A 12,989-nucleotide genomic window follows, 5' to 3' on the forward strand; every position below is an offset into this window, starting at 1 on the left:
CGAGCTTGCTCGCGATGGCATCGGATCATCAGCAACTGTATTGACTGACACTCCGCAATCGCGAGCAAGCTCGCTCCCACAGGATCTCACTGGCGTTCAAATCTTGGGCGGTCCTGGATACCCGCAATGCGCCCAGGCTTCGGATTGGGTGTACCAGGCCATCATCACCAGTTGCAGCAATGAGCTATGGCCCTGTCGCAGCAGGTCCAGCGAGCTGTTTTCCCACCGCGCAAGGAACTGGCGGATGTCATCGGCGCTGGCGTTTTCCCACGAGCCCCAGACACCGGTCAGCGGCCCGCGGGTAATGCCCAGCGTGAGCACGTCGAACAGCTGGCGCGTGAGCTTGAGCATGGCGGGGGACAGGTGGGCCAGGCTGCTGTCCAGGCTTCGCAGGGTCGCGTCAGTGGCGGCAGTAATCTGTCCGACGGCCACTGCGCCATCCAGCATCACGGGGATGACGCTGCGTAAAAATGGCAGGTCGCTGTCGCGCAGGGCCGCCAGGCCATTGGCCGGTTGGCTTGGCGAGCAACCGCTCAGGCTGGCGCCCACACCGACGGTGGTCAGGAAGGCGCTGGCGCCGAGGCTGAACTTCAGCAGGCCGCGCCGTGACAGCGCGGGTGTATCGGTGAGGCTTGGGTTCATTATTTTGATTACCCGGGAAGAGACGCGTCAGCGGACAAACAGTTTCTGGATCAGTTTCTGCAAAGGCTTGCCGTAGGGCGGATAAATCAGCTTCGCGGCGTTGAATCGCTGTTTGGTCAGCACGCCCTTGGCCTTGCTGAAGGTCAGGAAGCCCTCATGCCCGTGGTAATGCCCCATTCCCGAGGGACCGATGCCGCCAAACGGCAAGTCGTCCTGGGCGACATGCAGCAGCGTGTCGTTCAAGCAGACGCCTCCGGAATGGGTTTCGTGGAGCACGCGATTCTGTTCGGCCTTGTTGTAGCCGAAGTAGTAGAGCGCCAGCGGGCGGGGTCGCTGATTGATGTAGGCAAACGCCTGGTCCAGATGCTCGTAGGGCACGATGGGCAGCAACGGGCCGAAGATCTCGTCCTGCATGACGGTCATTTCATCGCTGACGTTGAGCAGCAGGCTGTGGGCCATGCGGCGGTCCTGGCCCTGGTCGAACAGTTCGATCAGCAGCGCGCCCTTGCTGGTGGCGTCGCTGATGTAGCCGTTGAGTCGCGCCAGCTGTCGTTCGTTGATGATTGCGGTGTAGTCCGGGTTGTTCGCCAGGGTCGGATAAAACCCGCGAACCGCCTCGCGATACGCCTCAACGAACTCGCCGACGCGATTCTGTGGCACCAGCACGTAGTCCGGGGCGACACAGGTTTGCCCGGCATTCAGGGTCTTGCCGAAAGCGATGCGTTCGGCGGCGTCCTTGAGCGGCACATCGGTCGACACGATGGCCGGCGACTTTCCACCCAGCTCGAGGGTGACCGGGGTCAGGTTTTCGGCAGCGGCGCGCATGACATGCTTGCCGATGCTGGTGGCGCCGGTGAACAGCAGGTGATCGAAGGGCAGCTTGGAAAACGCCATGCCGACCTCAGCCTCGCCAAGCACCACGCAGACCAGGTCCTGGGGAAAGACCCGGGCCAGCAGTTGCTTGAGCAGCAAGCCGGTCGCCGGTGTCGATTCGCTGAGCTTGAGCATCACCCGGTTGCCCGCCGCCAGCGCTCCCGTCAGCGGCCCGATGGCCAGGAACAGCGGGTAGTTCCACGGAACGATGACCCCGACCACGCCCAGCGGCTGGTACACCACTTTGGCCGATGCCGGCTGGAAGGCCATGCCCACCTTGCGCCGGGAGGGTTTCATCCAACCCTGGAGATGTCGGCTGGCGTAATGGATCCCGTGCAGGCTCGGCATCAACTCGGCCAGCAGTGTTTCGTCGGCGCTGCGGTGGCTGAAATCCTGGCTGATGGCGTCGATCAAGGCTTGTCGTTCGTTGCTCAATACCTCGCGCAGTGCCTTGAGCCATTGTCGGCGCTGTTCGGCCGGGGGCATTGGATGGGCGGCGTAGGCCTGGCGCTGGGCATCGAAGAGCGACCGCAGCTCGTCCAGTTGTTGTTGAGACTCGTGCAGGTAGGCAACGTCGGCAGGCATCGTCGGGCACCGGATATTATTAGAGTGGATGTTTTCTAGAGCTTATACTCTAGAAAGTCAATGGCATCCGTAACGGCGATGGGTTTTTCCTGTGACCGATAGGTCGTAAGATGCCGATCAATGCCTTCGTCGAATTAAAGCCCAAACCATGGCCCCACGAATGAAAACCAGCGAGCGCATCGTGCAAAACAGCCTCGAGCTGTTCAACCAGCAAGGCGAGCGCAGCGTCAGCACCAACCACATTGCCGCCCACATGGACATGTCCCCAGGCAACCTCTATTACCACTTCCCCAACAAGCAGGCGATCATCGCCGTGTTGTTCAGTGAATACGAGAACCTGGTGGACAGCTTCTTGCGCCCGCCCCAGGGCCGTGCGGCCACGGTGGAGGACAAGCGCTTCTATTTGCAGGAGCTGCTGGCAGCCATGTGGCGCTACCGTTTCCTGCACCGGGACCTGGAACATCTGCTCGACAGCGATCCGGACCTTGCGGCGCGCTATCGACGGTTTTCCCAGCGCAGCCTGATCCACGGCACCGCTATTTATGAAGGCTTCGTTGCCGCCGGCATCCTGAAGATGGACCGGGTGCAGATCGAGTCCCTGACCCTCAATGCCTGGATCATCCTCACGTCCTGGGTGCGGTTCCTGTGCACCACGCGGGAAAACTTCAGCCACCTGAGCGAGCAGGCCATCAAGCGTGGCGTGTATCAGGTGCTGGTGTTGGAGGCCGGTTTCGTGACCGATCAGGCCCGTGAAGAAGTGGATGCACTGTTCAAAGAGTATTACGTCCCCCTGGCCCAGACCCTGGAGGAAGGGCAGTAGGACCGATCCCCGACTTAGCCACAGGAGCTCATCATGCCCATTGCGCGACTCATCAGCCCTCAAGCCCTCGAACAGCGGCGATCACAGCCTGGGCTGGTCATCCTCGATTGCCGTTTTGCCCTGGAAGACCCCGATTACGGTCAGCGCAGTTATGCCGAGGGCCACATCGCCGGTGCAGCGTTCGCGGACCTTGAGCGCGACCTGAGCGGGCCGGTGACCAAAGGTGTGACCGGACGTCATCCGCTGCCGGAGTCGGGGGCATTGATCGAGCGCCTCAAGGCCTGGGGGATCGATAACGATAGCGATGTCGTGCTGTACGACGACGGCCCCGGCGCCTATGCCGCGCGGGCCTGGTGGTTGCTGGCCTGGCTGGGCAAGCGCGATGGCGTGTACATCCTCGACGGCGGGCTCAAGGCCTGGCACGCCGCTGGCTTGCCTTTGAGCCTGGATCCGCCGCAGAACAGTCGCGGGACCTTCAGCGGGGCACCGGATGCGAGCTTGGTGCTCAGCGCCCAAGCGCTGCACCAACGCCTTGGCCAAGCGGACATGACCCTGCTGGATGCCCGGGCGTTGCCGCGTTTCAAAGGTGAAGTCGAGCCCATCGACCCGATAGCCGGGCATATCCCGGGCGCCCAGTGCGCGGCGTTCACCGACAACCTGGGCGCCGATGGCCGCTTCTTGCCGGCCGATCAGCTCAAGCAGCGCTTCGCCGAAAAACTGGGCGAGCGCTCGCCCACTGACCTGGTGGCCTATTGCGGCTCCGGCGTGACGGCGTGTCATAACCTGTTTGCCTTGTGCCTGGCAGGCTACCCGTTGGGGCGGCTGTATGCTGGCTCGTGGAGTGAGTGGATCAATGACCCCCAGCGGGGCGTGGCGAAGGGCGAATAACAAACACCCGGAACCAATGTGGGAGCGGGCTTGCTCGCGAAGACGGTGTGACAGTCAACTTCAATGTTGCTGACCCACCGCTATCGCGAGCAAGCTCGCTCCCACAGGGGATGTGTATTGGTCATGAACCATCACGCTCAGTCGTGCGCCAGGTTGGCCAGCCAATCGGGAATCCGCCGCTCCAGGTAGTACCCCGGGCGCCGCAGGGTTCCGTCGACAAACCCCACATGCCCGCCCTGGGCGTGCAGTTCAATCCGGGTCGAGGCGGATAATTCGCCCGGCTCTGGCAGGCTGTGAGGAAACACAAAAGGATCGTCGGCGGCCTGGATAACCAGGGTCGGCGTGCTGATACCGGCCATGAAATAACGGCTGGAGGCACGGCGGTAGTAATCCGCTGCATCGGAGAACCCGTGCAGCGGCGCGGTCACCCGGCCGTCAAAGTCCCAGAAGGTGCGCATGTTTTCCAACGGGCCAAGCGCCGCCAGGGTCGCCAGGCCTTCGTGGCGTCCGTCGTGCTGGAACTGGCGTTGCTTGTTGCGCACATAGGCCACGAGCTGGCGCATGAAATGCGCCTGGTAGAACCTGGAGAATCCCTGGCCGATGCGATCGGCACACTGGTCGAGGCGAAACGGCACCGAGACCGCCACCGCCCCTTGCAACTGGCTGTCGCGGCCGGTTTCCCCCAAGTGCTTGAGCAGCACATTGCCGCCCAGTGAATAACCCACCGCAAACAGCGGCGCCAAGGGCCGGCGGGCGCGCAAGTGAGCGATGGCGGCGGCCAGGTCTTCGCTGACGCCCGAGTGGTAGCTGCGGGGCAGAAGGTTCGGCTCACCCGAGCAGCCACGCCAGTTCAAGGCCGCACTGGCCCAGCCCTGGCGACCGAGCGCTTGCTGCAGCCCGGCCACGTAAGGCGAGTTGGAAGAACCGGTCAGCCCGTGCAGCACCAGCACCAGTGGTGCCTCGGCGCTGTGGGGGCCGTGCCAGTCAAGGTCGAGGAAATCACCGTCCTCCAGCCACAAGCGCTCGCGTTGGCGCTCGATGTGGGTGGTCTGGCGCCATAACGGGCCCCACAGGGTTTGCAAGTGCGGGTTGCCAAGGCCCGGGGCAGGGACGAAACGCTCAGATGCGGCGGACATCATTATTATTCTCGATGCACTGGTCAGCCGTTCAGTCAATGTCCTTTGCCAAACGCTGCCACAACGCGTAATACACCCGTCCGGATTTCTGCTCGCGATGCAAGCGCCAATTGCCCGGCAAGCCCAGGGTGGACGGGGCGGTTTCGCTTTCAGTGTAGACCCAGGCATCCTCGGACAACCACTGACGTTCCTCGAGCAAGGCGCAGACCGTCGGCAACAGGTTCTGGTTGAAAGGTGGGTCGAGGAACACCAGGTCGAAAGGTGTCGCCGGTTGGCTGTCCAGGTAGCGCAGTGCGTCGGCGGTCTGCACCTGGCCGACGGTGCAGCGCAGGGTGCCCAAGTGTTCTTTCAGGCTGGAGACCGCCAGGTTGCTGGCGTCCAGCGCCTGGCCCATGGCGGCGCCACGGGACAGGGCCTCGAGAAACAGCGCGCCGCTGCCGGCGAACGGGTCGAGCACCCGGGCACCCGCTACGTAGGGTGCGAGCCAGTTGAACAGGGTTTCGCGCACGCGGTCGGGAGTGGGGCGCAGGCCCGGGGCGTCAGGGAAGCTCAAGCGCCGGCTACGCCATTCGCCTCCGATGATGCGCAACTGGTTCACACCGTTGTGCACGGGTTTCTTGCTGGAATTCGATGGGCGGGCCATTAGTGCTCCGGAACCCCGAGCGGCTGCTCGGCAGGTTTGTCAGTGGGGGGCGGCAGCGGTTTTTGCGGCACGCTCGGGCCGGCGGTGACGATGACCATTTTGTCGGTGCTCAGGTGCTTGTTCAGTGCGGCCTTGACCTGCTCGACGGTCAGTTCCTGGGACTGACGCATGAAGTCCTCCAGGTAGCTCAGCGGCAAGTCATAGAAACCCATGGCGCCGAGCTGGCCGACGATGTCGGCATTGCTGGCGGTGGACAGCGGGAAACTGCCGGCCAACTCACGCTTGGCATCATCGAGTTCTTTCTGGGTGGGACCATTCTTGAGGTAGTCGGCGAACACGTCCTGCACCAGTTTCAAGGTGCCTTCGCTCATTTCCGCACGGGTTTGCAGATTGATCATGAACGGGCCGCGGGCTTGCATCGCCGTGAAACCAGAGTACACGCCGTAGGTCAGGCCGCGCTTTTCCCGAACCTCGGTCATCAGCCGAGTACCGAAGCCGCCACCGCCGAGGATCTGGTTGCCCAGGGACACGGCGGCATAGTCCGGATCGTCGCGGTCGATGCCCAGTTGCGCGAGCATCAGGTTGGTCTGCTTGGACGGGAATTCGATGTGGCCAATGCTCGCCTTGGGTTCTACCGGTGGCGGGGTTTTCGCCAGCGCCGGGCCTTTGGGCAGCGCGGCGGACACCTGGTTGGCAACCGCTTCGGCTTCGGCGCGGGACAAATCCCCCACCAGCGCGATCACTGCGTTGCCGGCGGCATAGGCCTTGGCGTGGAACGCCCGGGCCTGGGCCAGGGTGATTGGCGGAATGCTGTCGGCGGTGCCGTCGCTGGAGTGGGCATAAGGATGATCGCCGTACAAGCGCTTCATCAGTTCCAGTCCGGCCAGTTTGCCTGGGTTCTGTTTCTGGTATTCGAAACCGGCGAGCATCTGGTTCTTGATGCGGGCGAAGGAGTCGGCAGGGAAGGTCGGTTTGCCGACGACCTCGGCGAACAGCTTCAATGCCGGCTCACGCTTGTCGGCTGCGCTGAGGCTGCGCAGGGACGCCACGGCCATGTCCCGGTAGGCGCCGTTACCGAAATCGGCACCGAGGCTTTCGAAGCCTTGGGCAATGGCGCTGACGTCCTTGCCGGCCACGCCCTCGTTGAGCATGGCGTTGGTCAGCAGTGCGAGGCCGGGAGCGTCGCCGTCCTGGCTGCTGCCGGCGGCGAAGGTCAGGCGCAGGTCGAACATTGGCAATTCGCGGGCTTCGACGAACAGCACCTTGGCGCCGTCGGCGGTTTTCCAGGTTTGCACGTCGAGCTGGCGGTGGCTGGGGGCTTTACCGTCCAGTTCCGCCAATGATTGCAGCTTGTTGCCGGACTTGGCGTTATCCAATGCCTGGCTGGCGGTGACGTCGGTGGTCGGCGACAGATAGAACGCCAGGGAGCCGGCCAGGGCGATGAGCGCCAGGCCGATCAATACCGGGCGCCGTGATTTGCGCTCACTCATGAGCTTTCTCCTCGGGCAGGACATGCGCAACGCTCAGGCGCGAGCGGGTGAAATACAGTTGGGCTGCCTTCTGGATATCTTGCGGGGTCACGCTTTGCAGTTCAGCGAGTTCGGTGTCCATCAGCTTCCAGGACAAACCGACGGTCTCCAGCTGGCCGATGGCGGTGGCCTGGCTGGTGATCGAGTCGCGTTCATAGACCAGGCCGGCGATGACCTGGGCGCGCACGCGTTCCAGCTCTTCGGCAGTCGGCGCGGTGGTTTTCAACTGTTCAAGCAAGCGCCACAGGCCGGCTTCGGCTTGGGCGATGGTTTTGTTTTTCTGGGTGTTGGGCGTCGCCGACAACGTGAACAGCGTGTCGCCACGGGTGTAGGCGTCGTAGCTCGACGAACCACCAGACACCAGCTCTTCGCCGCGCTCCAGCTGCGTCGGGATCCGCCCGCTGTAGCCACCGTCCAACAGGGCCGAGATCAGCCGCAGCGCGTTGACTGAACCCTTGTCCGTCGCGGTGGCGATGCTGGGCACATTGAAGGCCAGCATCACGCTGGGCAGTTGGGTTTGCACATGCAAGGTGATCTGGCGCTCGCCGGGTTCGCCGAGCTCCAGGGGGATTTTCGCGACCGGCACCGCGCGCCGTGCAATCGGGCCGAAATATCGCTGGGCCAGGGACTTGACCTCGTCCGGCGTCACGTCGCCGACCACCACCAGGGTCGCGTTGTTCGGGGTGTACCAGGACTCGTACCAGTGACGCAGCTCCTCGACGGTCATCCGGTCCAGGTCGGCCATCCAGCCGATGGTCGGCGTGTGGTAGCCGCTGGCCGGGTAAGCCATGGCCTTGAAGCGCTCATAGGCCTTGGACATGGGCTTGTCGTCGGTGCGCATGCGGCGTTCTTCCTTGATCACCTCGATCTCGCGGCTGAACTCCTCCGGCGGCAGGCGCAGGCTGGCCATGCGGTCGGCTTCCAGTTCGAAAGCCACGCCCAGGCGATCGCGGGCCAATACCTGGTAATAGGCGGTGAAGTCATCGCTGGTGAAGGCGTTCTCTTCGGCACCGAGGTCGCGCAGGATCAGCGACGCTTCGCCGGGGCCGACTTTTTCACTGCCCTTGAACATCATGTGCTCAAGGGCGTGGGACAAACCGGTCTGGCCTGGCGTTTCGTAGCTGGAGCCAACCTTGTACCAGACCTGGGAGACCACCACCGGCGCACGATGGTCTTCGCGCACGACGACCTTCAGGCCGTTGTCGAGGGTAAATTCGTGGGTGGGTTGTGGGTCGGCAGCCAAGGCTGAAAAGGGCAGACAAACTGTGCTGAGCAGCAGGCCTGCGGCGCGGCGGGCAAGAGCATTCATTCGTGTTTAAACCTGTTGGGTTGCCCGCTAGGTCTTAGCGTCGGCGGGCGAGAGGGTGCTAGGATAACGGTCCGTTTTACTGGCGGCCACGCCTATCGGGCCTTTTATCGGCCCGGGGTTGTCTGGGTTCCCCGGAGAAATGTCGGGTTTGCCCGTTGATCCCAGCGTTTTCGCCGATGATGCCGTACCAGTCCTTCGAAAAAATCGACTTTGGGGTGTCCTTGGGACGTCTCGACAAAATGTTGCGCGTGAACAAGCTGGATGAAACGCAGTCTGTTCAGCATTGAATATTTATCACCGAGGCGCCCTTGTGGCGCTTCGCTACCGTGAGATAGCCGTCCTCCATGTTTGGTTCCAACGACGACAAGAAGACCCCAGCTGCGGCTGGCGAGAAAAAAGGCCTGTTCGGATGGCTGCGCAAGAAGCCGCAGGAAACCGTCGTCGAACAGCCACAACCGCTGCCTGAGCCCGCCGCCGAGGCAGTGGTCGAAGAAACCGCGCCCATCGTCCTGCCGATTGCCGAGCCGGTGCTGCAACCGGTCGAGCCTGAGACCGTTGCTGAGCCGGTGGCCGAGCAACCGCTGACCCCGCCCGTCGAGCAAACCCCCTGGTTGACCTTGCCGGTGGCGGAAGAGCCGGTCGCGCTGGTCGAGGAAACGACGCCCCATATCACCCCGCCGATTCCAGCGCCGACGCAGGTTGTCGAGGCGCCAGTCGTCGACGCTGTCATTGAGCCGCCGGTCGCCGTCGTTGCACCCGTGGTTGCGCAAGCCGCGCCCGAGCCAGCACCTGCCCTGTTGGAAACCATCGCCCCCGTCGAGCCCGTCCGTAACGCCGAGGAAAACAAGGTCGGCTTCTTCGCCCGCCTCAAGCAGGGCCTGGCCAAGACCAGCGCCAGCATCGGCGAAGGCATGGCCAGCCTGTTCCTGGGCAAGAAAGTCATCGACGACGAATTGCTGGAAGATATCGAGACTCGCCTGCTGACCGCCGACGTCGGTGTCGAGGCCACCTCGGTGATCATCCAGAGCCTGACCCAGAAGGTCGCGCGCAAGCAGCTGACCGACGCCGATGCGCTGTACAAATCCCTGCAAGGCGAGCTGACCAGTCTGCTCAAGCCGGTTGAAAAGCCGCTGGTGATCGCCTCGCAGAACAAGCCGTTCGTGATCCTGGTCGTCGGCGTCAACGGTGCTGGCAAGACCACCACCATCGGCAAGCTGGCCAAGAAGCTGCAGCTCGAAGGCAAGAAAGTCATGCTGGCGGCGGGCGACACCTTCCGCGCGGCTGCGGTCGAACAGCTGCAAGTGTGGGGCGAGCGCAACAAGATCCCGGTGATTGCCCAGCACACCGGCGCCGACTCCGCTTCGGTGATCTTCGACGCCGTGCAGGCCGCCAAGGCCCGTGGCATCGATGTGTTGATCGCCGACACGGCCGGTCGCCTGCACACCAAAGACAACCTGATGGAAGAGTTGAAGAAGGTGCGCCGGGTGATCGGCAAGCTCGACGCCGACGCACCCCACGAAGTGCTGCTGGTGCTGGACGCAGGTACCGGCCAGAACGCCATCAACCAGGCCAAGCAATTCAACCAGACCGTCGAACTGACCGGGCTGGCCTTGACCAAGCTCGACGGCACCGCCAAGGGCGGGGTGATTTTCGCCCTGGCCAAGCAGTTCGGTCTGCCCATTCGCTATATCGGTGTGGGTGAAGGCATCGACGACTTGCGCACCTTTGAAGCCGAGCCCTTTGTCCAGGCACTGTTTGCCGAACGGGAGCATTCATGATTCGTTTCGAGCAGGTCGGTAAACGCTATCCGAACGGTCACGTCGGCTTGCATGAGCTGAGCTTTCGGGTCCGTCGGGGCGAGTTTCTGTTTGTCACCGGCCATTCCGGCGCCGGTAAAAGTACCTTGCTGCGCCTGCTGCTGGCGATGGAGCGGCCCTCCACCGGCAAACTGCTGCTGGCCGGCCAGGACCTGAGCACCATCAGCAATGCCCAGATTCCCTACCTGCGACGGCAGATCGGCGTGGTGTTCCAGAATCACCAATTGCTGTTCGATCGCACGGTGTTCAACAACGTGGCGTTGCCGTTGCAGATCCTCGGGTTGTCCAAGGCCGAGATCATCAAGCGCGTGGACTCGGCCCTGGAGCGCGTGGCCCTGTCGGACAAGACCGACCTGTACCCGGGCGACCTGTCCACCGGTCAACAGCAGCGCGTCGGCATCGCCCGCGCCATCGTCCATCGCCCGGCCTTGCTGCTGGCGGACGAACCTACCGGTAACCTCGACCCGCGCCTGGCTGCGGAGATCATGGGCGTATTCGAAGACATCAACCGCCTGGGCACCAGTGTGCTGATTGCCAGTCACGACCTGGCATTGATCGCACGTATGCGTCACCGCATGCTCACATTGCAGCGCGGACGCCTGATTGGTGACGGGGAGGCGGGTGTATGAGTGCTACTCGCAGCCCGAAAGTGGCCGAACGCGTGGCCCCGAAGGCCTCCGATCCGCAGCCGCAAAAGAAAAAACGCGACGATGATGACGGCCCGGACTTTTCCACGCTGCTGCGCGCCTGGATCGAAAGCCATCGCGCCAGCCTGCTGGACAGCCTGCGGCGCCTGGGCAAGCAACCCATCGGCAGCTTCTTTACCTGCATGGTGATGGCGGTTGCCCTGAGCCTGCCCATGGGCCTGTCATTATTGCTAAGCAATGTGGAGCGCCTGGGCGGCTCCTGGCAGCGCGCGGCGCAGATTTCCCTGTACCTGCAGATGGACGCGAGCCCCGGCGAAGGCCAGGCGTTGCGCGAGCAGATCAAGGCCATGCCGGGCGTGGCCGATGCCGAATACATCGGGCGCGAGCAGGCGCTTGAAGAATTCCAGCAGCAGTCCGGCCTGGGCGAAGCCCTCAAGGAACTGCCGGAGAACCCGCTGCCGGGCGTGGTGCTGGTGACGCCGAATGAGGTCGACAAACCGACCCTTGAAGCATTAAGACAAAGACTTTCCGAGTTGCCGAAGGTACAACAGGCGCAACTTGATCTAGTCTGGGTCGAGCGTCTTGCGGCGATCCTCAAGCTCGGCGACCGGTTTGTCTTCGGTCTGACGGTGCTGCTGGTTTCTGCATTACTTTTGGTGATAGGCAATACCATTCGTCTTCATATTGAAAACCGCCGCACCGAGATAGAAGTGATTAAACTCGTCGGCGGTACGGACAGTTATGTACGCAGGCCCTTCCTTTATATGGGCGCGCTGTATGGCTTCGGTGCCGGGATTCTGTCCTGGGGTGTATTGGCGTTCGGCCTGGACTGGCTGAACGATGCGGTAACAGGGTTGGCCGGTTTGTACGGCAGTGATTTCTCGCTGGCCGGCGTGCCAGTCGCCGACGGTCTGTCGCTCTTGCTTGGCGCGGTGCTGTTGGGTTATATCGGTGCATGGATTGCGGTCGCACGCCACTTGCGTGAGCTTGCGCCAAAATAAGTGTTTTTTTGCGTGTATTGACCTTTCAGTTTTTGTGGGAACTTGTCCTAGGGTTCCCGGTCAATTTTCGCAGTGCTGAACTGCACGAGTTATGTGAGTCGGAGGTTTTTTCGTATGACCACTTCTTTGCAACCTGCTTATGCTCTGGTCCCGGGTGCGAACCTGGAGGCCTATGTGCACACGGTCAACAGCATTCCATTGCTGACCCCCGAGCAGGAGCGTGAACTGGCCGAGAGTCTCTATTATGAGCAGGATCTTGAGGCGGCTCGGCAGATGGTGCTCGCCCACCTGCGTTTTGTCGTACATATCGCCCGCAGCTATTCCGGCTACGGGCTGGCCCAGGCCGACCTGATCCAGGAAGGCAACGTCGGCCTGATGAAGGCGGTCAAGCGTTTCAACCCGGAAATGGGTGTGCGCCTGGTGTCGTTTGCGGTGCACTGGATCAAGGCGGAAATCCACGAGTTCATCCTGCGCAACTGGCGCATCGTGAAAGTCGCGACCACCAAGGCCCAGCGCAAGCTGTTCTTCAACCTGCGCAGCCAGAAGAAGCGCCTGGCCTGGCTGAACAACGAAGAAGTCCACCGTGTCGCCGAAAGCCTGGGCGTAGAGCCTCGGGAAGTGCGCGAGATGGAAAGTCGCCTGACCGGCCATGACATGGCCTTCGACCCGGCCGCCGAAGCGGACGACGACAGCGCTTTCCAATCGCCGGCCAACTACCTGGAAGACCACCGGTACGACCCGGCGCGTCAACTGGAAGACGCCGACTGGAGTGACAACTCCAACACCAACCTGCACGAAGCCCTGGAAGTGCTGGACGAGCGCAGCCGCGACATCCTCTACCAGCGCTGGCTGGCTGAGGAAAAAGCCACGCTGCACGACCTGGCGCAGAAGTACAACGTGTCGGCCGAGCGGATTCGTCAGCTTGAGAAGAGCGCGATGAACAAGCTCAAGGTGTCGATCGCCGCCTGACTGCGATAGCGGCCATAAAAAACGCCCCGATCAGTGATGATCGGGGCGTTTTTGTTTGTGCGCTGCAATCCCCTGTGGGAGCGAGCTTGCTCGCGATAGCGGTAGATCAGTCAACTTCAATGTGGCTGAC

Annotated in this window: 12 protein-coding genes; 6 read left to right on the top strand and 6 right to left on the bottom strand. The window is 62.5% G+C overall.

Translation table 11 applies throughout. The annotated features are described in order from the left end of the window. Positions 1-96: 96 nt before the first annotated feature. The gene (locus AB4O09_RS02690) at positions 97-642 is read right to left on the bottom strand and encodes a hypothetical protein (RefSeq protein ID WP_027912912.1); all 546 of its coding nucleotides are present in this window, start codon (positions 640-642) and stop codon (positions 97-99) included. A 27-nt stretch (positions 643-669) separates the two neighbouring features. Further along, complete coding sequence (locus AB4O09_RS02695) at positions 670-2,100, bottom strand: coniferyl aldehyde dehydrogenase (RefSeq protein ID WP_003206528.1); 1,431 nt, start codon at positions 2,098-2,100, stop codon at positions 670-672. 148 nt (positions 2,101-2,248) lie between these two features. Here AB4O09_RS02695 and AB4O09_RS02700 point away from each other — a divergent pair, with 148 nt between their 5' ends. Both AB4O09_RS02700 and AB4O09_RS02705 read left to right on the top strand, forming a co-directional pair. Beyond that, entirely contained in the window at positions 2,249-2,920 is a 672-nt protein-coding gene (locus AB4O09_RS02700; protein ID WP_003206524.1) for a TetR/AcrR family transcriptional regulator, read from the top strand. Positions 2,921-2,953: 33 nt separating this feature from the next. After that, a complete protein-coding gene (locus AB4O09_RS02705) occupies positions 2,954-3,808 on the top strand; it encodes a sulfurtransferase (protein WP_003206522.1) in 855 nt (284 codons plus the stop codon). Between the two features lie 137 nt (positions 3,809-3,945). On the opposite strand, the gene AB4O09_RS02710 is transcribed toward AB4O09_RS02705, so the two are convergent. Genes AB4O09_RS02710 through AB4O09_RS02725 form a run of 4 tightly spaced genes read right to left on the bottom strand, consistent with a single transcriptional unit; the run spans position 3,946 to position 8,425 of the window. Beyond that, complete coding sequence (locus tag AB4O09_RS02710; protein WP_003206520.1) at positions 3,946-4,944, bottom strand: hydrolase; 999 nt, start codon at positions 4,942-4,944, stop codon at positions 3,946-3,948. A 31-nt stretch (positions 4,945-4,975) separates the two neighbouring features. Continuing rightward, positions 4,976-5,587, bottom strand: coding sequence for a 16S rRNA (guanine(966)-N(2))-methyltransferase RsmD (gene rsmD, locus AB4O09_RS02715; RefSeq protein WP_003206517.1), 612 nt, complete (start codon positions 5,585-5,587; stop codon positions 4,976-4,978). After that, positions 5,587-7,077 carry a M16 family metallopeptidase gene (locus tag AB4O09_RS02720; RefSeq protein ID WP_060614208.1) on the bottom strand — a complete coding sequence of 497 codons (1,491 nt, stop codon included), beginning with the start codon at positions 7,075-7,077 and terminating at the stop codon, positions 5,587-5,589. The genes rsmD and AB4O09_RS02720 overlap by 1 nt, the downstream gene beginning before the upstream one ends. After that, positions 7,070-8,425, bottom strand: a complete 1,356-nt coding sequence (locus AB4O09_RS02725) for a M16 family metallopeptidase (protein WP_003206513.1) — start codon at positions 8,423-8,425, stop codon at positions 7,070-7,072. Before AB4O09_RS02725 ends, AB4O09_RS02720 begins: the two co-directional genes overlap by 8 nt. A gap of 344 nt (positions 8,426-8,769) precedes the next feature. Between AB4O09_RS02725 and ftsY the strand changes: the two genes are divergently transcribed. From ftsY to rpoH, 4 genes are all read left to right on the top strand, one after another. Then, on the top strand, positions 8,770-10,203 hold the full coding sequence (ftsY, locus tag AB4O09_RS02730) for a signal recognition particle-docking protein FtsY (RefSeq protein WP_460107919.1): 1,434 nt from the start codon (positions 8,770-8,772) through the stop codon (positions 10,201-10,203). Continuing rightward, positions 10,200-10,871: a cell division ATP-binding protein FtsE gene (gene ftsE / locus AB4O09_RS02735; protein WP_003177474.1), complete on the top strand. Its 672-nt coding sequence runs from the start codon at positions 10,200-10,202 to the stop codon at positions 10,869-10,871. Before ftsY ends, ftsE begins: the two co-directional genes overlap by 4 nt. Further along, positions 10,868-11,890, top strand: coding sequence for a permease-like cell division protein FtsX (gene ftsX, locus AB4O09_RS02740; protein ID WP_003206508.1), 1,023 nt, complete (start codon positions 10,868-10,870; stop codon positions 11,888-11,890). Before ftsE ends, ftsX begins: the two co-directional genes overlap by 4 nt. A 114-nt stretch (positions 11,891-12,004) precedes the next feature. After that, complete coding sequence (gene rpoH / locus AB4O09_RS02745) at positions 12,005-12,859, top strand: RNA polymerase sigma factor RpoH (protein ID WP_003177476.1); 855 nt, start codon at positions 12,005-12,007, stop codon at positions 12,857-12,859. Positions 12,860-12,989 lie beyond the last annotated feature (130 nt).

This window comes from Pseudomonas sp. H1_F01, from assembly GCF_054681425.1.